Here is a 22,578-nt window from a genome sequence, read left to right as displayed (position 1 = left end):
GATCGTGACGGGCCGAATGCTCGGTCACACAATCATGATAGGAATGTTTTCCGACCCACCAAAACGACCGACGATTATTTTGAAATTTTAATTTCCCGCCTAATCAATACGATAGACAACGAACCGGAGGGCCGCGCGACGGCGATCAACCCTGTCCGAAGCCTGCCGCACCGTTCGGGTCAGAACGGGAAGAGCGCGTCGTAGATCTGCTGCCCCCAGCGTTGCTGCTGCGCGTTGGTGAGTTGGCCACGGCCGCCGTAGCTGATGCGCGCCTCGGCGAGCTGGGTGTTGAGGATGCTGTTGTCGCGCGCGATATCCTGCGGCCGGACGATTCCGGAGACGAGCATCTCGCGCAGCTCGAAATTGACCCGCACCTCCTGCCGGCCCTGGACGATCAGATTGCCGTTGGGCAGCACGTCGGTGACGATGGCGGCGATCGTGGTATCGATCTGCTCGCTGCGCGCGGTATTGCCGGCGCCGCTCGATTTGGATTCCGACGAACCGTCGATCAGCTTTGACGTGTCCTTGGCGAACAGGCCGAAGAGGTTGGGCAGTCCGGCGGTCTCGCTGCCGCTGCGGCTGCGCGTCGTCGAATTGTCGAGCACCGCCTTGTCGGCGATGCGGATGCGCACGATCAACACGTCGCCTTTGCCCGACGCGCGCTGGTCGTGGAAGAAGGCGCCGGCACCCGTGCGGAACAGCGAGGCGTTCGGCGCCGGCACCGGCGTCGCCGGGCGACCGTCGGCAGTCGCGGCACGATGCGCCCGGCCCTCGTTGCCGAGCGACGGTTCGAGCAGCGGCGAGGCGACATCCTCGGCCGGCGACATCCGCGGTGCCCGGCCGACATCGCGCAACCGCCCGACCGTACCGCAGCCGCCGAGCAGGGCGGCGGCGACGACGACCGTCATGATGTGACGCATCGGATATTCCTTCTTCAACGGGTCATCAGGCCGACCTGGCCCTCGCCCTCGACGATCGCGTCGAGCGTGGTGTTGGTGACGAGCCTGACGACGCGGACCCGCTCGCCGATCCCGCCGCCGGACAGCGCGCGGCCGGCGCTGGTGATCGACAGCCCACCGTTGCGCAGCGTGATCGTCACGCTGTCGCCGCGATGGACCAATTGCGGGGCGATGAGGTCGCCGCGACGGACGACCTGTCCCGCCTGCAAGCGGCGCGTCGCCTCGAGCCCTGCCGCCTCCTGCGCGCCGAGGGCGCCCTGCACCTGCCCGGGCGATCGGCGCTCGACGGTGAAGTCGGACGCCGCGACGCGCTCGCCGCGCTCGACCACCCGGCCGAGCACCGCCACCGGCACGTCGCGCGACGTCGCCGGTGCGGGCGCTGCCGCCTGCGCGGCGGCGACGATCAGCGCGAGCATCATGCCGCGGCTCAGCGCAGCTGCGTGGTGGTCGACAGCATCTCGTCGGCAGTCTTCACCACCCGGCTGTTCATTTCATAGGCGCGCTGCGCGGCGATCAGCGAGGTGATTTCCGAGACCGGGTTGACGTTGGACGCTTCGACGAATTCCTGCCTGATCGAGCCATAACCGATGTCGCCGGGGTTGCCGACATTCGGCTGCCCCGACGCTTCGGTCTGCTTGAACAGGCTGGAGCCGATCGCTTCCAGCCCGGCCTCGTTGACGAAGGTGGTGAGCTGCAGCCGGCCGACGATCTGCAACGCGGTCTGGCCGGGCATCTTGACCTGGACCTGGCCGACTTCGGAGACGCTGACCTGCTCCGCCCCCTGCGGGATGGTGATGCCGGGATTGACCCGATAGCCATCGGTCGTGACCAATTCGCCCTGATCGGACAACTGGAACGAACTGGCGCGGGTGTAGGCGAAATCGCCGTTCGGCATCGTGACCTGGAAGAAGCCCATGCCGCTGACCGCGAGGTCATAGGGATTGCCGGTATGCGTGAGCGCGCCCTGTTCGTGGATGCGATAGACGCCGCCGGTGCGCACGCCGGCGCCGATCTGGATGCCGGTCGGGATGCGGGTGCCGTCGGTGCCGGATTCGGCACCGGGGCGCGACACCTGCTGATAGAGCAGATCCTGGAACTCGGCCCGCTGCCGCTTATAGGCCGTGGTGTTCATATTGGCGATGTTGTTCGAGATGACGTCGACGTTGGTCTGCTGGGCCAGCATGCCGGTGGCAGCGATGGACAAGGCGCGCATGATGTGGGTTTCCTCGTGATCTGAAGTGTCTGGCTCAGCCGACCTTGCCGAGCCGCTGGATGGCGTCGCGGCGCATGTCGTCGAGGCTCTGGCTCATCTGCTGGCTCGACTGATAGGAGCGCAGGATGTCGATCAGCGTCGTCGTCTCGACGATCGGCTCGACGTTGGACCCCTCGACGCCGCCGCTCTTGAGCTGCACCTCCGACGCGTCGAGCACGCGCCCGCCGGTGCCGTTCATCACGCCGTCGCCGCGCGGGGTGACCGCGCCCTCGTTGGCGAAGGCGGTCAGCCCCAGCCGCCCGAGCGGACCGTTCGCGCCCATCACGGTGCCGTCCTGGCCGATGGTGACGCGCGCCTCCTCGCCCTGCGGCACGCTGATCGGCGCGCCGCGGTCGTCGAGGATCTGATAGCCGGCGGCGGTGGTCAGTTCGTGGTCGGCGGAGATCTTGATGAAGCCGGCGCGCGTATAAGCGGTGCCGGTGGGCGTGCGGACGGTGAGATAGCCCTGCCCCTGGATCATGACGTCGAGCGGGTTGCCGGTCATCTGGAACGGACCGGGTGCGGTGTCGTGCACCGCGCCGAAATCGAGCACGAACGAGGTGCTGCGCGCGTCGCGGATCTGCGCCTGCTGGCTGCGCTCGACATATTCGCGGAACACGGGACGTTCGCGGCGGAAGCCGACCGTATTGGTGTTGGCCATGTTGTTGGCGGCGACGTCCAGCCGCCGCCGCAACGCCTGCTCGTGGCTCAGCAATACGTAGGACGAGACATCCATGCGGTGACCTTCCCGAAAAAACGCCAATCAATTGCGCCGGCCGGAAAAGAGCCGCCCGCCGATCCTATAATAGAGGCAGAACCGGCCGATACGTCGCACCGCCGCAGGAATTCGCGACGGTGCGGCCAGCCTGAAGGGGACGATTGTGATCGATAGCGGCGACGACGATGCAGACGACCGGCAGATCGAGGACGCGTCCGCCAGTAGCGGGAAAAGCCGGCGCGGGCCGCTGATCGCCGCCGCGGTCGTGCTGTTGCTGGTGCTGGCCGGCGGCGCCTACGCCTGGCTCAACCAGAGCCGTGGCCACGCGGCTGCGGCAAAACCGGTCGATTCCGAAAAGGCGATGATCGACGTGCCGGCGATGGTCGTCAGCCTCCACACCAGCGACGGCCGGCCGCATCTGCTCAAGCTGCACGTCATCCTGCTCGCCGCGGATACGGACAAGGTGCCGGCGGTGCGCACCCGCCTGCCGCTCTACATCGACGAGCTTCAGCCCTTCCTGCACGAATTGCGGCCCGACGATCTCAACGGCTCGGCAGCGGTCTTCCGCGTCAAAGAAGAGATGCTGTCGCGCGCCGCCGACGCGTTCGGCGAGGGCGCGGTCCGCGACGTGCTCATCCAGGATCTCATCCAGCAATGACCCCCGTATCCGCCGATCCGGCGCCCGACCCCGCCGCCGACGACGACACGGACGCCTTCGTGCCGCTCGACCTCGCGATGTCCGGCGGCGAGCCCACCGACGCGCCGAAGGGCGACGACGGCAAGCCGCAGACGTTCGACCAGGCCGGTATCGACGCTCTGTTCGGCTTCGACGCGGTCCCCGTCGCCAAACCGAAGAAGGGGCTGCGGGCGGTCGTCGAGTCCGACACGATCAGCCACGAACGGATGCCGATGCTGGAGGCGGCGTGCGAGCGGCTGGTGCGGATCTTCGCGACCAGCATGCGCAACCTCACCTCCGACGCGATCGACGTCGGGCTGGAGGAGGTCACCTCGGTCCGCTTCGGCGAGTTCATGAAGCGGGTGACGCTGCCGGCGATGATCGCGGTCTTCAAGGTGCCGCAATGGGAGAATTACGGCGTCGTCACGATCGATACCGGGTTGATCTATGCGGTGGTCGACGCGCTGCTCGGCGGCCGGCGCGGCAGCATGCCGCAACGGATCGAGGGGCGCGCCTTCACCTCGATCGAGACGCGGCTGGTCGCGCGGATCATCAAGCTCGCGCTCGACGATTTCGCGCGCGTGTTCGAGCCGATCGATGCGATCGACATCGAGCTGGAGCGGATCGAGACCAGCCCGCGCTTCGCCGCGATCGCCGGTCCCAGCAACATCACCGCGGTGGCGACCTTTTCGGTGAGCATGGAGGACCGCGGCGGCAGTTTCAGCATCCTGCTGCCGCATGCCACGCTGGAGCCGGTCCGCGAGAAGCTGCTCCAGCGCTTCATGGGCGAGAACCCCGGCCGCGACCGCCTCTGGGAAGCGCATATGGCGCGCGAATTGTGGCGTACCGACGTGACGATCGACGTCGTGCTCGGCGAGCGCCAGATGCGGCTGCACGACGTGAGCAACCTCGCCGTCGGCCAGACCATCCGGCTCGATCGCGGCCCCGACGACATGCTCGAGGTCCATTCGGGCGGGGTGCCGCTCGGCCACGGCCATATCGGCCAGCGGCGCAGCAACATCGCGGTGCGGATCGTCACCGACATCGCCAAGGGATTTCAACGATGAGCTTCGCCCTGATCACCAATCTCGTGCTGGTCGTGCTGTGCGCGGTGGTCGCGTTGCAGGCGACGCGGATGATGCGCCGCATCCGCGACATGCGCGCGGACAATCTGCACGACACGATCGTCGCGCTCGACCGCGCGACGCAGGAGGCCTCCCAGGTGCTCGGCGAGATGAAGCAATTGCTGGCGACCGATGTCGCCTCGGGCTTCCGCACGATCCGCACTGCGCAGGCATTGCAGGACGAGTTGTCGGTGCTGATCGGTATCGGCAATGCGGTCGCCGACCGCATCATCGAGGCGTCGGACAGCGTCCGGCCCGAGCCCGAGACGGCAGAGGCCGCGCCGGATGCGGAGGCCGAACCCACCGCCGCGCCTGCCGGCCTGCACTGACCGACCGCATCGCTGCCCATTGCCCGAAAGTATCCCGATGATCCCATCCTCCGCCCGCCGCCCGGCCCCGCCCGCCGGCGCGATCGTCCCGCCCCGCCGCCGGCGCCGCGCCTCGCTGCTCGCGCTCCTCGTTCCCGCCGCGGCGACCTGTGCGATCGCCAATGCGGTGGCGATCGCCGCGCCCGCCGACCAGCCGACCCGGCTCGGCCAGGCGATCGGGCAAGCGATGCGTGACAGCGACAAACGCTATGCCGAGCGCGAACGCGCGCTGGCGCTGCGCGAGCGGGCGCAGCGCGCCGCCGAACAGCAGGTCCAGGACGCGCAGGCGGCCAATCCCGCCAACCCCGCCGATCCGGCCAAGGCGAACGCCACCGCCTATGACGAACTCGCCCGCATCTATCAGGCTATGAAGCCCGCGCGCGCCGCTCCGATCTTCGAAAAACTCGGCGCCGAGGTGCAGCTCAACGTGGCGCGGCGGATGCGCGGGCGATCGGCGGCATTGCTGATGGCGAGCATGAACCCGGTCGCGGCGGCCGAGCTCAGCATGGCGCTCGCCGGCCACCCGGTCTCGCACCCGCAGCCGCTACCCGCGCGGACCGCCGCGGACGCACCGACGGCGCCGCCCGGCGCGGCAACCGCCAAGCGTGTCGGCAGCCGCAACGGCACCGCGGCGCGGATCGCGATCACCGCACCGCAACGGCCGCAGGTCGATCGGCCGAGCCTGCGCGGACAGGCGCCGGCCGCGCGCGACACCGCGCAATTCGATTCGGCGAGCCGCGAGCGCGTCTTGCCGGCGCCCGCGCTGGTCCCCGCGCCAGTGCAGGCGCCGCTACAGGCGCCGGTGCAGGCGATGGTCGCGCCCTCCCTCTCGCCGCCCCGCGCCGTCCCGACGGACACGGGAGCGCGTCCGGGCCATTAGACGGTCAGCCGCCCTGCGCGCCGAGGCGGACGATCAGTACCCGCGTCACGCGCGGGTCGATCGCCTTGATCGCGCGGTTGAGCGCGCTGCTCAACACCGGCGCTTCGACCGGGGCATAGCCCGAGGCGTTGAGCCGCGCGAATTCGAGCGTCGTCGTCACCGCGGTGGCGCGGATTTTCGGTATCTGGGTGCGCAACACGCCGGCGGCAGCGTCATCGGACGTTTCCAGCACCAGCCTTACGGTCAGTCCGCCCTCGATCTGGCTTTCGCCGAAGATCGGCGTGGTGATCTCGTCCATCGGCACGAAGCGCTTGCCGCTGCTCGCCAGCACCTCGTCGATGGTGTTGCGCGACTTGTCCGCGGCGGCGGCAGCCCCGGCGAGGACGAGACCAAAGAGAAGAAACGCTGGAAAGACGGGACGCATGATGAACTCCGGCACCGGAACGACGGGCGGTGCGGTCGGCAGCGGCCGCCCTGCTTCTATAATAGGGAAGAACATGAGGGAGCCGTTCCGATGAGCCAAGATCAGCGTCCGCCGCGGGTACGCCTCACCAGCACGACCGGATCGGATGGCGCCGACCGGCGGCGCTCCGATACGGCCGCCGCGCCGGTGCCGATCGCGGCGCAGGGTGCCGCCGCACCGGCGCAACGCCTCAAGCTGGATTGGAGCGTGGTGTTGCTGTTCGGGATCGCCAGCATCGGCGGCGGCGTGCTCACCGCGTTGTTCGACCTGCCGACTTTGCTGCCGTTGTGAAGGCCCTGCTGTTGCTGGCGACGGCGGCGGCGGCGGCCGTCGTCCCTTTGCCGACCATCCCCGCACCGATCCTGGCCTCGCCCGATCCGGACCTGACCCTCGCCGCCTCCGCGGCGCGCATCCCCGGCTTCGCCCAGCAATTGCAGCAGGACGGCCGGATCAGCTCCGCCACCGCCGGCACCGTGTTGCCGCAGGCCGAAATCTGGCGCGCGATGACGCACAGCCGCGGCATCGACCGACAGCGTGCACGGTGGAATTACGCGCGCAGCCTCATCGCGGGTCGGCGTGGTGCGGACGCGCTCGGCGTGCTCGACGTGATGCAGGCGGACGATCCCGATCTGGGGATGGTCGATACGTTCCGGCTGGCCCGCGGTGCCGCGCTGGTCCTGTTCCACCGCCCCGATGCGGCGATCGACGCACTCGGCGGCGGCGGTCTGCCGCGCAATCGCGAGGCATGCGCCTGGCGGATGCGCGCGCTCGCCGAAGCAGGCCGCGCCGCCGAAGCACTGCCGACGATCAATTGCGCGGCGGCGGCGATCCAGCCGCGCCCGCTCGGGCAACGCCAGCCGTTCCTGCTCGCCGCCGCCCGTACGGCGCTGGAGGGCGGACAGGCGCATCAAGCGCTGCTGTGGCTCAGCGCGCTGCCCGATACCGATGCCGCCGCCAACCTGCTGCGCGGGCGTGCGCAGGGCGTGCTGGGCGAGGTGACGGCGGCGCGCGCGCGGCTCGACCGGGCGATCCGTACCGGCGCGCCGGCGGTCCGCGCCGAGGCGCAACTCGGCAAGATCGAACTCGCCGCCGTCAATCGCTGGGCGCGGCCCGAGGTGCTGCTGCGCCAGATCGACGATCTGCGCTATCGGTGGCGCGGCGACCGGATCGAGGAACGCGCATTGCGGCTCGGTTACACCATCGCGGTTCAGCATCACGACCTCAAGAGCGCGCTCGACAATGGCGCCGCGCTGTTCCGCTTCTTCGGACCGGCACGGCAGGGGCCGGCGCTGCTTGGCGAGATGCAGGCGCAGATGGCCGCGGCGATCGACCCGGGCAGCGCCATTCCGCTCGACAAGGCGGCGGGGATGTTCTGGGACTATCGCGACCTGCTGCCCGGCGGCGCGGAAGGCGACGCGATGGTCGACGCACTCGCCGAACGGCTGCAGGCGGCCGGGCTTTACGAGCGGGCGGCACAATTGCTCGAACATCAGCTGACCGCACGCGCCATCGACCTGTCGCAGGGTCCTTTGTCGGTGAAGGTCGCGACGCTCTACATCCTCGCTGCCGAACCGGGGCGCGCGCTCGACGCGATCCGGCGCACCAACCACGCCGACTATCCGGCAACGATGGTGATCAAGCGCAAGCGCGTCGAAGCGGTCGCGCTCGACCAGCTCGGCCGTCCGTTGGAGGCGATGGCGGTGTTACAGGACGTGCCCGACGGTGCCGCGATCCGCGCCGAAATCGCGTGGAAGCGACAGGATTGGGCGCGGGTCGTCGCCGAAACGCAGGCGAGCCTGCCCCGGGGGCCGCTCGGCGAGGTCGGTCAGGCGATCGTGCTGCGCCGCGCGATCGCGCTCGCCATGTTGCACCAGAAGGCGGCGCTGGCCGCGCTGCACGACCGCTATCGCGACGCTTTCGCCCATCTGCCGAGCGCACCGGTCTTCGCCGCGCTGACCGGTGCGCCCGAGACGGTGACGCCCGCGACGATGGCGCGCGCGATGGCGGCAATGCCGTCGGCGAGCCCGGCAGGCGATGTCGGGGATCTCATTGCGCTCGGCCAATAGGCAGGATGGATCGCCGCCGCAGACGATCGCGGCGTCGCGGCCGCTTGGCGCAGCGTAGATCGGGCGACGCGCCAAGCCGCGATCGTCCAAGGCTATCCAGGCCAAGGCCTCGACGGTTAACGGCGCAGACGGTTGCCACCGGGGCGACCGTCTGCGCCGTCCCGCTATCTGAGATAGTCGGCGAGCGACATGCCGTTGAGCTTGGTGAAGGCGGCATAGGACGCGTTGAGCAGCGTCGTACGAAGCGACAATTCGGTCGCGACCTTCTTGAGATCGGCATCGACGCCGTCACCGATCACGCCCGACAGCAGGGTGATGCGATCCTGCGCCTTGTTCACCAGCGTATCGACGTGGTTCTGCAAGTCGCCGTTGCGGGCGCTGGCTGTCCGCACCGTGGCGACGCCTTCATCGATCTGCCCCATCGCCTTGTTGATCGCGTCGATCTGCGCCTGCGTCATCGTCTTGCCGACGGTGCCGAGTCCGGCGAGCGTCTGGAACGCCTTGACCAGACCGGTCCCCACCTCGCTGGCGGTGATGCCATAGCTCACGTCGGTATCGCCATCGATCCGCGCGCTCACATGCCTATCGTCGTTGGCGAAAGCGGCGTCGGGCAAGGCAAGTGCCGCCACATCGGCAAGCGACCTGGGGACGAAGGGCAAGGTGCTGGTCTGGCCACCCGCGAAGATCGGCGATCCGGCTTCACTGGCATTCAGCGCGGTCCGCATCAGATCGAACGTTTCCTGCACCACTTGGTTGACGGCACCGCCATTGTTCTGGCCGACCGCGTCGAGCAGCTTCTTTTTGAGGTCGATCATGCTGTCGTCGATGACGCTCAGCGAATTATTGTAAAAGCTCAGCGACGTGCCGACGCGCTTGGCGACATCGCTCTGCGCCTGTTGCTGCGCCTGCAGCGTCGCGGCGGACAGGACGCTGCGCGTACTGGTGCCCAGGCCGGCATAATCCTGGACTTTCTTGAAGGTGCTGAGCTGGACGTTGGACTCGGCGAGACCTTCCTGTCCGCGGCCGAGGGCGTTGGCCAGTGCGGTCTGCGTCGGCAATGTGGCGACTCTGGACATCGTCGGTTCCTTTTTTAGCGTACCATGTCGATCAGCGTCTGGTACATGCTGCTGGCGGTGGTCAGCACGCGTGCGGCGGCCGAATAGCTGTTCTGCAACACGACCATGTTCGCCAGTTCCTCGTCGATATTGACCCCCGAGAAACTGTCGCGACGCTGGATCGCCTCGTCGCGACGTGCCGAGGCATCGACGTTGGTCGTCTTCGCCTGCGCCGCGTCGGTCCCCATCCGCGCGAACATGTCGGCGGCGAGATTGGCGATGCTGATATTGCCCGCGGCGCCACGGTCCTGGGTGCCCGTCAGCGCCTGCACATATTGCGCGGCGCCGCTGACGTCGCCGGAACCGATGCCTTTGGCGCCGACTGCGGCGGTGGTGATGAAGGTGCCGAGCGGAAGCTGGTTCGAATCCGCGGCCAGCGCGGCGCGCACCGTGGCGGTCGTGGCGCTTCCCGCCGCGCCGGGCAGGCCGCTGAGCGCGGTGAAGCTGACGCCGCTCCCGGACCGGTCGGTCGAATCGGCGGTGACCAGCGCGGTGACGCCGGCCGCCGCACTGGTCGGCGTGAAGGCGATCCGTCCCTTGGCGTCGAGCGCGAAGCTGCCGAAGCCGCTGAGATTGGCGTTGAGATCGGCGATGACGCCGCCGAAGGTCTGGCCACTGCCGCCGTTCAGCGTGTAATTGCCGAGTTCGCGCCCCGACGTATCGCGCAGGACGATATGCGCGGTCTGGCCGGCGGCGAAGCCGGTCGGGTCGGAGGCGGTGAAGCCCGACGGCACCAGCGGATTGTGATCGGCGCGAACCACGTCGTTGAGGCCGAAGAATTGCGAGAAGCCGACGCCGGCGCGGTCGCTCGGGCTGCTCGGGTCCTGCGCGACGACGATGCCGGCGCCGCTGCCGCTCGCCTGCAGCGTCAGCGTTCCGTCGCTCGCCAGCGTCGCGCTGCCCTTGCCGCCGAGACCGGCGTTGATCGCGGCGACGGCATCGTTGACCGTCGCATTGGCGCCGAGCACGCCGAAATCGACCTTGGTCTTCGCCAGTATGGTGCCGTCTCGCGCGGTGACGGCGAAGACCGCGGCGCCGGTGAAGCCGAGCCGGTCGCCGCTGACCAATCCGCTGGGCCGACCGATCAGGCTTTGCGGTGCCGGTGCCGCGGTGCTGGCGTTGGACGCCGCGTTCAGCGACTTGCCGGCCTCACTCATGAGCCCGGCGATCTTGTCCGAATAGGCCGGCAGCACCGCGTCACGGAGTTGCAGCAGGCCGCCGAGCTTGCCGCCGACCGCGGCGCCGTCGACCGTCTGGCCGGTCGCGGCACCGGGCGTGCCCGATGCGTCGGCGAAGCGGATCTTGATCGGGGCATATTGCGACGACGCGGTATCGCCGCCGGTGGGATAGTCGAACTGGCGCAGCCGGCTGTCGAGCAGCGTCTGGCCCGAGGTCGTCTCGATCATCACCTTGCCGTCGGGTTGCGTGATGGTGTGGAGGTCCATCAGCCCGCTCAATTCCTGCAACGCCGACAGGCGCTGGTCGGCGAGTCCGGAGACGCTGCGTCCGGACAGTTGCTGACGCGAGATATCGGCGTTGTAGCCATAGATCTGCTTCAGCAGGATATTGGCACGGGACACCGTGTCGCCGACCTCGGAGGCGACGTCGGAGCGCGTCGTCTTGATGTCGTTCGACAGATGGCCGACGCCGTCGAGGAACTCGCCGGCACTGAGCAGGAAGGCGTTGCTATATTGATGCGGGTCCGACGACCCGGTCATCAGCGTCGCCTTGCTGATCAGCGTGTTGAGCTGCGTCGGTATGCCGTAACCCAGGCTGTCGCTGCTGCTGCCCGCCGGCGCGCCGAGATAGGATTGCACCCGGTCGAGGAAGCGATACACCACGTCCGACCGGCCAGCGTCGCCGCCGCGCCGATAGACCGCGCTTTCCAGATAGCGGTCGGCGACGCGGCTCGGCTCCGATGCGGTGACGCCGCTCATCTGGCCGAGGCCGACGTTGGTCGACATCGTCACGCGTTGCCGGGCATAGCCCGGCGTATCGACGTTGGCGATGTTGTTGGACACGGCGCCCAGCCCCGCCTGGGAGGCGGAAAGGCCCGAGGCCGCGGCGCCGAGGATGTCGCTCAGGGACACGGCTGGAGATCCTTATCGTGGATGGAAAGAAGGCGCGCCGCCGCGGAGATCAGCGCTTCATCTCGCTGAGTTCCTGCAGCATCTGGTCGACCGTGGTGATGATCTTGGACGAGGCGCTGTAGGCGCGCTGGAAGCGGATCATGTTGGTGAATTCGGTCGCAAGATCGGCCGTCGACCCTTCGAGCATCTTGCCCGCGATCTTGCCGCCACCGCGCGCGCCCGCGGGATTGATCGCCGCCGTGCCCGACGTGTCCGACACCTGATAGGCGTTGCCCTGGATCGCGGTCAGCCCGTCCGGATTGGCGAAGGTGGCGAGCGGCAATTGATACATGGCGCGCATCGTGCCGTTGTCGAACACCGCGCTGACCACGCCGGATTCGCTGACGTTGACGTCGCTCACCTTGCCCATCAGGCCGCCGTCGGCGCCCGAGAAGGTGAGTTCCGACACGTCGCTCGACTGGCTCAGCCCGTCGAGTCCGCCGTCGGACCCCAGCGCCAGCGCGATCGGCGACGAGCCGGCGCCGTTGGTCCACGCCGGGGAGATCGACCCGAACAGCGCCGCGGTCGATCCCGCCTGATTGAGCGTGCCGTTGCTGTTGAACTTGATCGTGCCGCTCGCGACGATGCCGTTCGTCGCGCTGACGTCGCTCGCCGGCACCGCATAGATTTCCGACTGCCAGGTGTTGGGCGCGGTCTTGATGAAGGCGAGCGTCAGCTGATGCGCGCCGCCTTGCGCGTCATAGACCGACACCGGCTTGACGAAATCGGGCGTGGCCTTGCCCGACTGCATGTCGCCCGCGGTATAGCCGGTGTGCGCGGTCGTCGTGCTCTGCAGATTGGCCCGGAAGGTGAGCTTGGTCGTCGGCAGCGCGGCGCCCGACAGGCTCTCGTAGTTGATCGGCTGCAGATCCTTGGTGCTGCCCGTGTTCGAATACCCGCCCTTGGCGTCGAGCGGCCAGCCGAGCAAATAATAGCCGCTGGTGTTCTGCAGATACCCGCTCTTGTCCTTGCTGAACGATCCGGCGCGCGTGTAGGCGATCGTGGTGGCGCTGGGATCGGCGCCGACGACGAAGAAGCCATGGCCGCCGATCGCGAGATCGGCATTGCTGTTGGTCGGCTGCGACACGCCGGCGTTCGAGACCAGCGCGTGCGTCACCGCATTGACGCCGCCGGCCGAATAGTCGCCGCCGTTGGAACCGCCGCCCACCATCGTCTTGAAGTCGGCCGAGGTCGCCTTGTAGCCGACGGTGTTCACGTTGGTGATGTTGTCGGCGACGGTGCTCATCGCACTCGATTGTGCTTTCAGGCCGGAAACACCGGCGGACATTGCGGAATAAAGGCCCACGTCATTCTCCGTGCATCAAGAGCGCGGGAACGCCGCCCCGCTTCCCTGTCATTGTAGGAGGACGCATCGTCCGGCCAAAACGATGTCGCGCTTTCCCGGATCGCATCGGTCACGCCAATGTCATCCTATAATGACGGCGAGGAGGCGGGGTCGCCATGGCATTGTACATCACGCTCAAGGACAGCGAGAAAATGATCGTCAACGGGGCGGTGATCCGCGCCGTCGGCCGCACGCAGATCTGCGTGGAAAATGCCGCGTCGATCCTGCGCGGGCGCGACGTGATGACGCCGGAGGAGGCGGATACGCCCGCCAAGCGGCTCTATTTCGCCTGTATGATGGCCTATATCGATCCCGACCAGATCGACCGCCATCGCGACGCGCTGCTCGCGCTGATCGGCGACCTGCTCAACGCCTTCGAGTGGATGGAGGCCAAGGCGATCTGCGCCGCCTTCGCCGAGAAGGTGGCGCGGATGGATTTCTATGCGGGGCTGACCGACTGCCGCTGGCTGATCTCCTACGAAGCCGAGGCGATGGCGCGGCTGCCCGGCGCGGTGGCGTGACGAGGGCCGCAGCGCGATGACCGATCTGTCCGCCGTCGCCGCCGGGTTGCGCGGCATCGTGCCCGACGGCCGCTACGGCCGCGTCGTCGCGGTGCGCGGCGCGCTGATCGCGGCGGAGGGCCTCGCCGGCGCCGCGCAGATCGGGTCGCGGCTGCGCATCCACGCGGCCGGCGGGCTGGTCGAGGCGGAGGTGACCGGGCTCGATCGCGGCATCGTCCACTGCCTGCCGTTCAGCGATCCGCAGGGCATCGCCTCCGGCGCGCAGGCCGATCTCGCCGCGGGACAGTTCACGCTGCGTCCGTCCGACAGCTGGCTCGGCCGCGTCATCGACGGGCTTGGCCGCCCGATCGACGAAGGCCCCGCGCTGACGCAGGGGGCGCAGGCGGTGCCGGTCAAGGCCTCGCCGCCGCCCGCCGCGTCGCGGGCGCGGATCGGCGGCAAGCTGGAGACGGGGGTCAACGCGCTCGACGTCTTCGCGCCCCTGTGCAGCGGCCAGCGGCTGGGGCTGTTCGCCGGATCGGGCGTCGGCAAGTCGACGCTGCTGGCGATGCTGGCGCGCTGGACCGAATGCGACGTCGCGGTGATCGGGCTGATCGGCGAGCGCGGGCGCGAGGTGCAGGAATTCGTCGAGGACGATCTCGGCGTCGAGGGACTCGCGCGCAGCGTCGTCGTCGTCGCGACCTCCGACGAGCCCGCGCTGATGCGCCGCCAGGCCGCGTGGACGACGCTGGCGGTCGCCGAGCATTTCCGCGCGCAGGGCCGCAACGTGCTGTGCATGATGGATTCGGTCACCCGCTTCGCGATGGCGCAGCGCGAGATCGGGCTGGCGAGCGGCGAACCGCCGACGACCAAGGGCTATACGCCGACCGTCTTCGCCGAGCTGCCGCGGCTGCTCGAACGCGCCGGTCCCGGCCTTCCGGGTCAGGGATCGATCACCGGGCTGTTCACCGTGCTGGTCGACGGCGACGACCATAACGAGCCGATCGCCGATGCGGTGCGCGGCATCCTCGACGGCCATGTCGTCATCACCCGCCGCATCGCCGAACGCGGCCGCTATCCGGCGATCGACGTGCTCAAATCGGTCTCGCGCACGCTGCCCCAGGCGCATGACGCCGAGCAGAACCGGCTGCGCGACGCGGCGCGGCAGGTGCTGGCGACCTATGCCGACATGGAGGAGATGGTGCGGCTCGGCGCCTATCGTCCGGGCAGCAACGCCGAGGTCGATACCGCGATCCGCCTCGCCCCGGCGATCGAGGGATTGCTCAGCCAGCGCCGCCACGATCGCGGCGGCGCGGCGCAGAGCTTCGCCGCGCTGGCGGCGTTGCTCGACATGCAGGAGGATCGCGATGACGACGCCGCTTGATGGCGCGCTCCGCGTCCAGCAGCGCGAGGTGGAGGCGATCCGCGTCACCATCGCGGTCGAGGTCGAGCGCGCGACGCTGGCGCATGCCGCCTGCATCGAGGCGCGCACGACGGTCGCCGACGAGCGCGCGATCGCGGCGGACTCACCCTTGTTGCCGACGCAGAGCTATCTGACGCGGATGCGCGCGACGCAGCAGGATCTCGCCGCCGCGACCGCCGATGCCGACGCGCGGCTCGAACGGCTGCAGGAGCGCGCGGTGCAGGCCTATGGCAAGGCGCGGGTGATCGAGCTGGCGGTGGAACAGCATCGCAAGGAGGCGAACCGGATGCTCGCCGCCGCCGAACAGCGCGACCTCGACGATCTCGCCGGCCGCCGCTCGGCCGAAGGCTGGTCGGCGACGCGGTGACGATCGGGCGTATCGACATCGCGGCGCTCGACCCGCGCCAGCGTGCCGAGCTGATCTACGATCAGGCCCGCGCCGAGCTGAGCGACCAATTGTGGCAGGCGGTGCTGGGCGACAGCGGCGTGCGCGAACCGCGCGGCGACCGCCGGCCGGCGGCGGCCGACGCGAGCCTGCGCTCGCTGATGGTGATGCTGGGCGGCGATGCCGCCGACGCCGCGGCGCGGCTGCAACCGGCACCGGCGTGGATGCCGCCCGCGGTCGCGCCGCAGCACGATCGCGGCGATCGGCGGGATCGTCGCCACGACGGCGAGCGCGACCCGGACGGCGCCGCGCGCGGGCTGGCGGCGAATGCGGATTATGCCGGCACGATCGATGCCGCGGCGTCGCGCACCGGCCTGCCCGCGCCGGTGCTGACCGCGATCATCCATGCCGAGGCCGCGACCGGCGCCGATGGCCGCTGGCAGACGATGTCGCGCAATCCCCATTCCAGCGCCGCGGGCCTCGGCCAGTTCCTGACCGGCACGTGGATCTCCGAAACCGAGCGCGCCGGCACCTGGCTGAACGCCGCGGCGCATGAGCGCGGCTGGATCGACCAGGGCGGGCGCCTGCTGGCGGCGGCGCGCGCGCCGTTGCTGGCGATGCGCTACGACGGCGCCGCCGCGATCCACGCGATCGCCGATTATGCCGGCCACAATCTCTCGCAGCTCCGCGCCGCCGGCATCCGACTGGACGGCAGCGTGCGGGATCTCGCCCGCGGCGCCTATATCGGCCACCATCTCGGCGCGCGCGACGCGATCCGGTTTTTGACCGGCGGACTCGCCCCGGATCGCGCCCGGATGCTGCTGAAGGCGCAGATCGGCGTCGCCGCCGCCAACCAGCGGATCGCGGTCGCCGGCGATTCCGTACAGGCGCATCGGCAGTGGCTGACCGCTTATGTCGAGCGCAGCGTCAAAACATTGTCCTAACCCCGATCAATATGAAAATCGCTAAGTCCCTGAAATCCTATACGTGATATAGGATTGTGCGATGCGGGATTATTATTCCGTTAAGACTCGCGATCTAGCTCTGCCGTCAACGAGGCGGGTGGGGCCCTCTCGTTTCCGAGCGGGAGGGAATTGCAATGTCGAAGACCACACTTGCGCTAGAAAGCGCGGTGGCGGCCGTTATCGCCAGCCGTCCGGTGGATGGCGCGCGGATCAGTCCCCGTCAGCGTCATGAGGAGAACAAGGCGTTCGTGCGGGTCATGAAGTTGATCGCGCCGCGGGTACGCCATTTCATTCGGCAATACGGTCTGGTCAGTTATTGGGACGATGCCGAACAGGCCTGCGCGATCGGCGTCCATCGCGCCATCCAGGCCTATGATCCGACGAAGGCGCAGTTCACCACCTTCGTAAACTGGCAGATCCGCGGCGAATTGCAGAGCCTGCGGTTCCGGCTGATGACCGATCAGCGGGTGTCCGCGCAGAAGGTGCAGGCGACCACCGTCTCGCTGCATCTGAGCACCACCGGCCCCGAAGGCGAGGAGACGACGCTCGAATCGCTGATCCAGGACGAGGCTGCGCACGTCGAGGTCGAGACGCGTGCCTCCGACTATCTCGCGCGCAAGACGCTCAACGCGCTGGTCGACGGCTATATCGGCCAGTTGCGCAGCGTCGGCGAGGAGCAGATCCTGCGTCGGCCGCGTCCGAAGCGCCGCGCCACCGAACAATGCGGCCGCCAGGTCACCGGTTGGGGCCATGGTGCCGAGCCCGAGATCGAAGCGCTCTCGCAGCGGCTGGAGCGCGACCGCAGGATCATCGAGCAGCGCCTGCTGGACCCCGATCCCGATGCCGCCGCAGAGGCCGCCGGCATCTCCAAGGAGCGCGCGCGACAGATCTCCAAGCGCGCGATCCGCAAGATCGGCGAAATCGCCGTACGCGACATGAAATGAGCCGGGAGATGCATTGCGCGGGCCCGCTTCGCTGGCGCCGGGGTGCCGCGGCGATGACGATCCGGGCCGGTGCCGCGCCGATGCCGGCACCGGTCGCACCGGCCGGTCGGCCGAAGCTTCATGCTCCTCTTCCCGGCACGCGTGACGACCCGTCGCGCCCGGCCCCGCTCCTGCTGCGCCGCCGGCGCGGCATCGACGGCGCCGCCGCCACGCCGACCCGTCACTGACCTGCGTCATCGGCCACGGTGACGGTCGGGCGGCGTCTTCCGGCCTTCCTGCATGTGCCCCGTCGTCGGGGGCATGCAGGCGGGCCGGCGGCGCGGATCATGCGGGGTTTTCGGCCGACAGACCTTCCATGATCGCGCAATTGACGCTGATCAGCGCGTCGATCGAATCGCGCTGGCGCATCACGTCGCTGGTATGCCGGTCGACCCACAGCGACAGCGAGATGATGCTCGCACGCAGATCGGTCGGCAGCTTGTTGCCCGGCGACCCGCACAGGATCGCGAGCATCGACCAGATCTTGCGGTTCTGATGTAGCGGCGGCATCAGCTCGGCGCCTTGCCAGCCCTGTTCCTTGGCCTCGATCAACTGCTGGGTCACCCCGCTGATCAGCCGATATTCGGTGGCTCGCGGCGTCGCCGACAGCGACTGCACACGACGATAGGCGTCGAGCATGGTGTCCTCCTAAAGCTCAATTCGTGCGTTCTGGTTCGAGCTTATTCTAGGAACATCCACGGGTTCGGCAGCGGCCATGCGGGAATATTTCGCGTCGCGCGCCACCCGGCGCCGGTGCGATCCTATAATCAGACGGGGCCTTCGCCCCTTTGGTTTGCCCGTATCCTGGAGTGGTTCATGCTGAGCGGCATCGGTGTCGTCGTCACACTGCTATGCGTCTTCGGCGGTTTTCTGATGGCCGGCGGCAATCTTTCCGTCGTCTTCGAAGCCCTGCCGCACGAGATGCTGACGATCGCCGGCGCGGCGATCGGCGCGTTCATCCTCGGCAATTCGATGCCGGTGGTGAAGAAGGCGCTCGCCGGTGTCGTCCATATCTTCAAGGGACCGCGCTGGAAGGAAAGCGACTATCGCGACCTGCTGGCGATGCTGTTCGCGCTGCTGACCACCTTCCGCAACGGCGGCGGTATGGCGATCGAAAAGCATATCGACCGTCCCGAGGAGAGCCCGATCTTCTCGCGCTATCCGCGGCTGCTCGCCGATCGGTCGCTGATCCTGTTCATCTGCGACTATCTGCGGATGATGACCGTCAACCTCGAAGATCCCTATCAGATCGCCGAGGCGATGGAGAACGACATCGAGCGTCACCATGCCGAGGAGATGGTGCCGCAGCATGCGATGCAGCTAATGGCGGACGCGCTGCCCGCGCTCGGCATCGTCGCCGCGGTGCTCGGCGTCATCAACACGATGGGCTCGATCGACCAGCCGACGCAGATCCTGGGCGGCATGATCGGCAGCGCGCTGGTCGGCACCTTCCTCGGCGTGTTGCTCGCCTACGGGCTGGTCGGGCCGATCGCGTCCAAGCTGCAGCAGACGCTGGAAGCGGAACAGAAGCCCTACACGCTCGTGAAGACCGCGGTGATCGCCTACGCGCAGGGGCTGCCCGTGCAGGTCGCGGTCGAACTCGCCCGGCGCATGACGCCGTCGGGCTATGCGCCGACGTTCGAGGAGCTGGAAGCCGCACTCGACGAAACGCGCGACCAGCTCGCCGCAGCGCAGGCGTGACCCACGCCCACGCTTCTTCCCACCCCGACGACGACCATTTTCTCGGAGACACGTAACATGCCGGCGGCTTCAGCAATCAGGGTCATGGTGGTCGACGACCAGGCCAGCATGCGGGCGATGATCCGCCGCGCCCTGCAGGACCTCGGCTTCCGCGACATCCGCGACAAGGCGGAGGCGACCGAGGCGCTGGAGGCGGTCAAGACGGATCGCGTCCACCTGATCCTGTCCGATTATAACATGCCGGGCATGAACGGCATGGACTTCCTGCGCGCGGTGCGCGCCGATCCGGTGATCGGCAAGACCGCCTTCATCATGCTCACCGGCTCCTCAGAAAAAGACATCGTCCAGCAAGCGGCCGCGCTCGGCGTCAACAATTACGTGGTGAAGCCGTTCGCGCCCGCCGCGCTCAAGGACAAGATCGAGCGCGTGTTCGGGGAGTTGAGCTGATTATGTGCGGATGCCCGACCCTGTTCGCGCGCCGTGCCGCTGCGACTTGGCGCTGATCCATCGTGGCGAGCGTCCCCGATTCCGAAGAACTGGTCGTCCGGCCACGCCGCGCCCGTCGCAAGAAGCATGGCGGCACGCATCACGGTGGCGCGTGGAAGGTCGCGTATGCCGATTTCGTGACGGCGATGATGGCCTTTTTCATGCTGTTGTGGCTGCTCTCCAATGCCAACAAGAGCCAGCTCAAGGGGCTCGCCGATTATTTCTCGCCGACGGTCTCCACGGTGCCGCCGAGTTCGATCACCGATCAGGTCGGCATGCAATCCGGCCAGAGCGGCCACGCGCGGCACGCGCCGAGCAACGACAGCGCGATCATCGGCCTGCGGACGCCGAACGACGGCCCCGAGGGCGCGGCGCGGGGCGGATCGGCGGACATTCCCGATGCGATGCTGCGCGTGTTCGCCGACGAGATGCGCGTCGCGCTGCAGGCACAGCCCGAGGCGCAGCATAGCGTACAGATCAAGCCGTCGCGCGATGGCGTGCGCGTCAACCTCGTCGACACCGCCAACCGGCCGATGTTCCAGGGTCCGACCGCGACGCTCAACAGCTTCGCCCGCGATCTGCTCGCCAAGGTGGCGCAGCATCTGGTCCGCTCGAACGCGCAGATCGCGATCGAGGGGCATACCGATTCGACCGGCGGCAACAGCGAGGCCAATTGGCAATTGTCGAGCGCGCGCGCACTTGCGGCGCGCAAGGCGATGATCGACGCCGGCCTGCCCGCGTCGCGCTTCTCCGAGGTCGTCGCCAAAGCGGGAACCGAGCCGATCTATCCCGACCAGCCCGAACGGTCGGAAAACCGGCGGATCACGATCATCGCCTTGGCCGAGCCGGCGGCGCTGCCCCGCGACAGCAGCTTCAAATTCTGACGAGGGCAGCGCGATGAACCGGTTCCTGCAACTTCTGCTCATCCCGGTGGCCGGCTTCGCGCTCGGCGTCGCAGGGGCCTTCGCCGTCCATATCGCCCTGGTCGCGCAGGAGAGTGCCGCGCTGCGGACGACCGCATTCGTGCCCGCCGGCACGATCCTGCTGCCGCTGGTGCTGCCCGACGGGCGGCTGACGGGCTATGTCAACATCACCACCCAGATCGAGGTGACCGTCGCCGCGCAGGAGAAGGTGAGCGCGAACATGCCGCTGCTGCTCGATGCGATCAACATGCGGGCCTTTCGCACGCCCTTGGCGAGCGGCGCGGACGGCCAGATTCCACGTATCGAGACGTTCCGGAAGCTGGTGCTCGACGCCGCCATGGCGACCTTCGGACGCGACAATGTGCGCCGCGCGGTGGTGTTGCAGGTTCAGCCGAACTGATCGGCCGTGCAGCGGCAGACAAAGGCGCGCCATGCCATTTTCGGGGATCAGCGACGGTGACGCGGTGGCGGCGCGGCGCCGGGCGAACCCGATCGACGCGCGGCTCGTCGGCCCCGGCGGCGACGGCCTGTGCCGGATCCAAGCCATTGCCGGTCGAACATTGAGTGTCCGCACCGTCATGCTGCTCGGCCGCGCGGACTGGGTGCGCGTCGACCTGCCCAATCGGCAATCCGCGTCCGGCCAGGTCGAATGGGCCGCGCATCACCATGTCGGCGTGACGCTCGCCGTTCCGATCGTGGATATCGACCAGTTTCTCGCCCGCTGCTCCGCCGACGAGATCGAACCGCCGGCGCTGCCGCCGCGGGCGCCGCGCTTCCTCACCAACTGTCCGGTCGTCATCTGGCAAGGAAGCACGGCCTTCCCCGCCACGATGCTCGATGTCTCGGACGGCGGTGCACGGTTCGCGACGGCGGCGAGCGCGTTGCACCCCGACCACCCCCTGCTCCTCTCGATCCCCGGTCTGCCGCCGCTGCTCGCGGCCGAGTGCCGCTGGACCGCCGGTGGGCATGTCGGCGTCGCCTTTGCGCAGCGGCTGGCGTTCGACACGCTCGCGCCGTGGCTCGACGTGCCGGCGCAGCGGTTCGCGGGGCGCGCGACGGGCTAGCCGTGCCCGAAGCTGCGCACCAGCGAGCCCGCGACGAGCGCCCAGCCATCGACCAGCACGAAGAAGATGATCTTGAGCGGCAGCGAGATCGTCGTCGGCGGCAGCATCATCATGCCCATCGCCATCAACACCGCCGCCACTGCCAGATCGATCACCAGGAACGGCAACAGCAGCAGGAAGCCGATCTCGAACGCGCGGCGCAGTTCGGAGATCATGAAGGCGGGCATGATCGTCGGCAGCGGCAGTTGCGCGGTCGGCACCGCCGGCGCGTGCGACAGTTCGACGAACATATGCAGATCGTCGCGACGGACGTGCTGGAGCATGAACGTCTTGAACGGCCGCGACGTCTCGTCGAGCGCCTGCGCCTCGGTGATCTTGCCGTGGTTGTAGGGATCGACGCCATTGTGCCACGCCGCGGTGAAGGTCGGCGCCATCACGAAGAACGACAGGAACAGCGCGAAACTGATCAGCACCGGATTGGGCGGCGTGCCCGGCGCGCCGAGCCCCGAGCGGAGCAGCGACAGCGCGACGATGATCCGCGTGAACGACGTCACCGTCATCAGGATGCCCGGCGCCAGGCTGAGCACGGTGAGCGTCAGCAGGATCTGCAGCGCACGCCCCGAGATCGAGCCCTGGCCGAGGCTCGCGGCGGCGCCCTGCGCCTGATCGGCGGCCTGGCCGAGCGACTGGGCGAGCGCCGGCACCGGCAGCGCGACCAGCGCCAGCACCGGCAAGAGCCACACCGCCCTACGCATAGGAGCCCCGCCGGATCAGTGGCGCGCGCACCGGCATGCCGTCACCCAGCGCGACGACGCCTTCCGGCGCGATCACCACCAGATGCTCGCGGCCGTCGCAGCGGATCAGCGCGACCGAGCGCCGCCCGTCGAGCGCCAGCCGCTCGACCAGCGCGAGCCGGCGTTCCGCACCGCCGCCACCGAGCCATTGCGCCGGCAGCTTGATGCCGTAGCGGCGCACCACCCATAACGCGCCGGCGAGCAGGCCGAGAATCAGCCCCAGCGCGCCGACGGCGCGCAGCGCGGACAGCAGGTCCAT

27 protein-coding genes are annotated in these 22,578 nt (G+C 68.6%); 16 read left to right on the top strand and 11 right to left on the bottom strand.

Annotation, left to right across the window (positions count from 1 at the left end; genetic code table 11):
* Nucleotides 1–179: 179 nt before the first annotated feature.
* From flgH to ACLBWH_RS06385, 4 genes are read right to left on the bottom strand one after another with little or no spacing between them, the layout of a single operon-like run.
* Nucleotides 180–920: a flagellar basal body L-ring protein FlgH gene (gene flgH, locus ACLBWH_RS06400; RefSeq protein ID WP_447797611.1), complete on the bottom strand. Its 741-nt coding sequence runs from the start codon at nt 918–920 to the stop codon at nt 180–182.
* 14 nt (nt 921–934) lie between these two features.
* Nucleotides 935–1,378, bottom strand: a complete 444-nt coding sequence (gene flgA / locus ACLBWH_RS06395; protein WP_447797609.1) for a flagellar basal body P-ring formation chaperone FlgA — start codon at nt 1,376–1,378, stop codon at nt 935–937.
* Between the two features lie 8 nt (nt 1,379–1,386).
* Nucleotides 1,387–2,172, bottom strand: a complete 786-nt coding sequence (gene flgG, locus ACLBWH_RS06390; protein ID WP_447797607.1) for a flagellar basal-body rod protein FlgG — start codon at nt 2,170–2,172, stop codon at nt 1,387–1,389.
* Nucleotides 2,173–2,206: 34 nt separating this feature from the next.
* A complete protein-coding gene (locus ACLBWH_RS06385) occupies nt 2,207–2,947 on the bottom strand; it encodes a flagellar hook-basal body complex protein (protein WP_447797605.1) in 741 nt (246 codons plus the stop codon).
* 145 nt (nt 2,948–3,092) lie between these two features.
* Between ACLBWH_RS06385 and ACLBWH_RS06380 the strand changes: the two genes are divergently transcribed.
* The 4 genes from ACLBWH_RS06380 (at nt 3,093) to ACLBWH_RS06365 (ending at nt 5,977) form a co-directional block, all read left to right on the top strand.
* Complete coding sequence (locus ACLBWH_RS06380; protein WP_447797603.1) at nt 3,093–3,587, top strand: flagellar basal body-associated FliL family protein; 495 nt, start codon at nt 3,093–3,095, stop codon at nt 3,585–3,587.
* A 77-nt stretch (nt 3,588–3,664) separates the two neighbouring features.
* Nucleotides 3,665–4,672 (top strand): flagellar motor switch protein FliM, encoded by a 1,008-nt coding sequence (gene fliM, locus ACLBWH_RS06375; protein WP_447798194.1) that lies wholly within the window; start codon nt 3,665–3,667, stop codon nt 4,670–4,672.
* Nucleotides 4,669–5,058 carry a DUF6468 domain-containing protein gene (locus ACLBWH_RS06370; protein WP_447797601.1) on the top strand — a complete coding sequence of 130 codons (390 nt, stop codon included), beginning with the start codon at nt 4,669–4,671 and terminating at the stop codon, nt 5,056–5,058. The genes fliM and ACLBWH_RS06370 overlap by 4 nt, the downstream gene beginning before the upstream one ends.
* A 37-nt stretch (nt 5,059–5,095) precedes the next feature.
* Nucleotides 5,096–5,977 (top strand): hypothetical protein, encoded by an 882-nt coding sequence (locus ACLBWH_RS06365; RefSeq protein ID WP_447797599.1) that lies wholly within the window; start codon nt 5,096–5,098, stop codon nt 5,975–5,977.
* A 4-nt stretch (nt 5,978–5,981) separates the two neighbouring features.
* On the opposite strand, the gene ACLBWH_RS06360 is transcribed toward ACLBWH_RS06365, so the two are convergent.
* Nucleotides 5,982–6,401, bottom strand: a complete 420-nt coding sequence (locus tag ACLBWH_RS06360) for a hypothetical protein (RefSeq protein ID WP_447797597.1) — start codon at nt 6,399–6,401, stop codon at nt 5,982–5,984.
* Between the two features lie 90 nt (nt 6,402–6,491).
* Here ACLBWH_RS06360 and ACLBWH_RS06355 point away from each other — a divergent pair, with 90 nt between their 5' ends.
* Entirely contained in the window at nt 6,492–6,731 is a 240-nt protein-coding gene (locus ACLBWH_RS06355; RefSeq protein WP_447797595.1) for a hypothetical protein, read from the top strand.
* Nucleotides 6,728–8,506, top strand: a complete 1,779-nt coding sequence (locus ACLBWH_RS06350; RefSeq protein WP_447797593.1) for a hypothetical protein — start codon at nt 6,728–6,730, stop codon at nt 8,504–8,506. Before ACLBWH_RS06355 ends, ACLBWH_RS06350 begins: the two co-directional genes overlap by 4 nt.
* A gap of 164 nt (nt 8,507–8,670) precedes the next feature.
* Here ACLBWH_RS06350 and ACLBWH_RS06345 read toward each other — a convergent pair whose 3' ends face one another.
* The 3 genes from ACLBWH_RS06345 to ACLBWH_RS06335 are packed head-to-tail and all read right to left on the bottom strand — an operon-like array spanning nt 8,671 to nt 13,038.
* Complete coding sequence (locus tag ACLBWH_RS06345) at nt 8,671–9,582, bottom strand: flagellin (RefSeq protein ID WP_447797591.1); 912 nt, start codon at nt 9,580–9,582, stop codon at nt 8,671–8,673.
* A gap of 14 nt (nt 9,583–9,596) precedes the next feature.
* The gene (locus ACLBWH_RS06340) at nt 9,597–11,711 is read right to left on the bottom strand and encodes a flagellar hook-associated protein FlgK (protein ID WP_447797589.1); all 2,115 of its coding nucleotides are present in this window, start codon (nt 11,709–11,711) and stop codon (nt 9,597–9,599) included.
* Nucleotides 11,712–11,760: 49 nt separating this feature from the next.
* Nucleotides 11,761–13,038, bottom strand: coding sequence for a flagellar hook protein FlgE (locus ACLBWH_RS06335; RefSeq protein ID WP_447797587.1), 1,278 nt, complete (start codon nt 13,036–13,038; stop codon nt 11,761–11,763).
* 173 nt (nt 13,039–13,211) lie between these two features.
* Here ACLBWH_RS06335 and ACLBWH_RS06330 point away from each other — a divergent pair, with 173 nt between their 5' ends.
* The 5 genes from ACLBWH_RS06330 to ACLBWH_RS06310 all read left to right on the top strand — a co-directional run bounded on the left by ACLBWH_RS06330 (nt 13,212) and on the right by ACLBWH_RS06310 (nt 17,312).
* The gene (locus tag ACLBWH_RS06330) at nt 13,212–13,616 is read left to right on the top strand and encodes a flagellar biosynthesis repressor FlbT (protein WP_447797585.1); all 405 of its coding nucleotides are present in this window, start codon (nt 13,212–13,214) and stop codon (nt 13,614–13,616) included.
* Nucleotides 13,617–13,632: 16 nt separating this feature from the next.
* Complete coding sequence (fliI, locus tag ACLBWH_RS06325; RefSeq protein WP_447797583.1) at nt 13,633–14,979, top strand: flagellar protein export ATPase FliI; 1,347 nt, start codon at nt 13,633–13,635, stop codon at nt 14,977–14,979.
* Entirely contained in the window at nt 14,963–15,385 is a 423-nt protein-coding gene (locus ACLBWH_RS06320; protein ID WP_447797581.1) for a hypothetical protein, read from the top strand. The genes fliI and ACLBWH_RS06320 overlap by 17 nt, the downstream gene beginning before the upstream one ends.
* Nucleotides 15,382–16,347, top strand: coding sequence for a peptidoglycan-binding protein (locus ACLBWH_RS06315; protein ID WP_447797580.1), 966 nt, complete (start codon nt 15,382–15,384; stop codon nt 16,345–16,347). The genes ACLBWH_RS06320 and ACLBWH_RS06315 overlap by 4 nt, the downstream gene beginning before the upstream one ends.
* A gap of 155 nt (nt 16,348–16,502) precedes the next feature.
* Nucleotides 16,503–17,312 carry a sigma-70 family RNA polymerase sigma factor gene (locus ACLBWH_RS06310; protein WP_447797578.1) on the top strand — a complete coding sequence of 270 codons (810 nt, stop codon included), beginning with the start codon at nt 16,503–16,505 and terminating at the stop codon, nt 17,310–17,312.
* A gap of 324 nt (nt 17,313–17,636) precedes the next feature.
* Here the strand turns inward: ACLBWH_RS06310 and flaF are convergent, their stop codons facing one another.
* Complete coding sequence (flaF, locus tag ACLBWH_RS06305) at nt 17,637–17,990, bottom strand: flagellar biosynthesis regulator FlaF (protein ID WP_447797576.1); 354 nt, start codon at nt 17,988–17,990, stop codon at nt 17,637–17,639.
* A gap of 177 nt (nt 17,991–18,167) precedes the next feature.
* On the opposite strand from flaF, the gene motA reads away from it, so the two are divergent.
* From motA to ACLBWH_RS06280, 5 genes are all read left to right on the top strand, one after another.
* The gene (motA, locus tag ACLBWH_RS06300; protein ID WP_447797574.1) at nt 18,168–19,052 is read left to right on the top strand and encodes a flagellar motor stator protein MotA; all 885 of its coding nucleotides are present in this window, start codon (nt 18,168–18,170) and stop codon (nt 19,050–19,052) included.
* A gap of 57 nt (nt 19,053–19,109) precedes the next feature.
* A complete protein-coding gene (locus ACLBWH_RS06295) occupies nt 19,110–19,499 on the top strand; it encodes a response regulator (RefSeq protein ID WP_447797572.1) in 390 nt (129 codons plus the stop codon).
* Between the two features lie 62 nt (nt 19,500–19,561).
* Nucleotides 19,562–20,422 carry a flagellar motor protein MotB gene (locus ACLBWH_RS06290; RefSeq protein ID WP_447797570.1) on the top strand — a complete coding sequence of 287 codons (861 nt, stop codon included), beginning with the start codon at nt 19,562–19,564 and terminating at the stop codon, nt 20,420–20,422.
* A 13-nt stretch (nt 20,423–20,435) separates the two neighbouring features.
* On the top strand, nt 20,436–20,861 hold the full coding sequence (locus ACLBWH_RS06285) for a hypothetical protein (RefSeq protein WP_447797568.1): 426 nt from the start codon (nt 20,436–20,438) through the stop codon (nt 20,859–20,861).
* Nucleotides 20,862–20,892: 31 nt separating this feature from the next.
* Entirely contained in the window at nt 20,893–21,525 is a 633-nt protein-coding gene (locus tag ACLBWH_RS06280; RefSeq protein WP_447797566.1) for a PilZ domain-containing protein, read from the top strand.
* On the opposite strand, the gene fliP is transcribed toward ACLBWH_RS06280, so the two are convergent.
* Together fliP and ACLBWH_RS06270 are read right to left on the bottom strand one after the other, a co-directional pair.
* Nucleotides 21,522–22,280: a flagellar type III secretion system pore protein FliP gene (gene fliP / locus ACLBWH_RS06275; protein ID WP_447797564.1), complete on the bottom strand. Its 759-nt coding sequence runs from the start codon at nt 22,278–22,280 to the stop codon at nt 21,522–21,524. The genes ACLBWH_RS06280 and fliP overlap by 4 nt on opposite strands.
* Nucleotides 22,273–22,578, bottom strand: coding sequence for a flagellar biosynthetic protein FliO (locus tag ACLBWH_RS06270; RefSeq protein WP_447797563.1), 306 nt, complete (start codon nt 22,576–22,578; stop codon nt 22,273–22,275). Before ACLBWH_RS06270 ends, fliP begins: the two co-directional genes overlap by 8 nt.

It is taken from the genome of Sphingomonas sp. M6A6_1c (assembly GCF_053345135.1).
This window is presented reverse-complemented; position numbering and strand designations above follow the sequence as displayed.

Coding starts and splice junctions, on each gene's coding strand:
- flgH (WP_447797611.1), bottom strand. CDS start 920: ATGCGTCACATCATGACGGTCGTCGTCGCCGCCGCCCTGCTCGGCGGC.
- flgA (WP_447797609.1), bottom strand. CDS start 1,378: ATGATGCTCGCGCTGATCGTCGCCGCCGCGCAGGCGGCAGCGCCCGCA.
- flgG (WP_447797607.1), bottom strand. CDS start 2,172: ATGCGCGCCTTGTCCATCGCTGCCACCGGCATGCTGGCCCAGCAGACC.
- ACLBWH_RS06385 (WP_447797605.1), bottom strand. CDS start 2,947: ATGGATGTCTCGTCCTACGTATTGCTGAGCCACGAGCAGGCGTTGCGG.
- fliM (WP_447798194.1), top strand. CDS start 3,665: ATGTCCGGCGGCGAGCCCACCGACGCGCCGAAGGGCGACGACGGCAAG.
- ACLBWH_RS06370 (WP_447797601.1), top strand. CDS start 4,669: ATGAGCTTCGCCCTGATCACCAATCTCGTGCTGGTCGTGCTGTGCGCG.
- ACLBWH_RS06365 (WP_447797599.1), top strand. CDS start 5,096: ATGATCCCATCCTCCGCCCGCCGCCCGGCCCCGCCCGCCGGCGCGATC.
- ACLBWH_RS06360 (WP_447797597.1), bottom strand. CDS start 6,401: ATGCGTCCCGTCTTTCCAGCGTTTCTTCTCTTTGGTCTCGTCCTCGCC.
- ACLBWH_RS06355 (WP_447797595.1), top strand. CDS start 6,492: ATGAGCCAAGATCAGCGTCCGCCGCGGGTACGCCTCACCAGCACGACC.
- ACLBWH_RS06345 (WP_447797591.1), bottom strand. CDS start 9,582: ATGTCCAGAGTCGCCACATTGCCGACGCAGACCGCACTGGCCAACGCC.
- ACLBWH_RS06335 (WP_447797587.1), bottom strand. CDS start 13,038: ATGTCCGCCGGTGTTTCCGGCCTGAAAGCACAATCGAGTGCGATGAGC.
- ACLBWH_RS06330 (WP_447797585.1), top strand. CDS start 13,212: ATGGCATTGTACATCACGCTCAAGGACAGCGAGAAAATGATCGTCAAC.
- fliI (WP_447797583.1), top strand. CDS start 13,633: ATGACCGATCTGTCCGCCGTCGCCGCCGGGTTGCGCGGCATCGTGCCC.
- ACLBWH_RS06320 (WP_447797581.1), top strand. CDS start 14,963: ATGACGACGCCGCTTGATGGCGCGCTCCGCGTCCAGCAGCGCGAGGTG.
- ACLBWH_RS06310 (WP_447797578.1), top strand. CDS start 16,503: ATGTCGAAGACCACACTTGCGCTAGAAAGCGCGGTGGCGGCCGTTATC.
- flaF (WP_447797576.1), bottom strand. CDS start 17,990: ATGCTCGACGCCTATCGTCGTGTGCAGTCGCTGTCGGCGACGCCGCGA.
- motA (WP_447797574.1), top strand. CDS start 18,168: ATGCTGAGCGGCATCGGTGTCGTCGTCACACTGCTATGCGTCTTCGGC.
- ACLBWH_RS06295 (WP_447797572.1), top strand. CDS start 19,110: ATGCCGGCGGCTTCAGCAATCAGGGTCATGGTGGTCGACGACCAGGCC.
- ACLBWH_RS06285 (WP_447797568.1), top strand. CDS start 20,436: ATGAACCGGTTCCTGCAACTTCTGCTCATCCCGGTGGCCGGCTTCGCG.
- ACLBWH_RS06280 (WP_447797566.1), top strand. CDS start 20,893: ATGCCATTTTCGGGGATCAGCGACGGTGACGCGGTGGCGGCGCGGCGC.
- fliP (WP_447797564.1), bottom strand. CDS start 22,280: ATGCGTAGGGCGGTGTGGCTCTTGCCGGTGCTGGCGCTGGTCGCGCTG.
- ACLBWH_RS06270 (WP_447797563.1), bottom strand. CDS start 22,578: ATGGACCTGCTGTCCGCGCTGCGCGCCGTCGGCGCGCTGGGGCTGATT.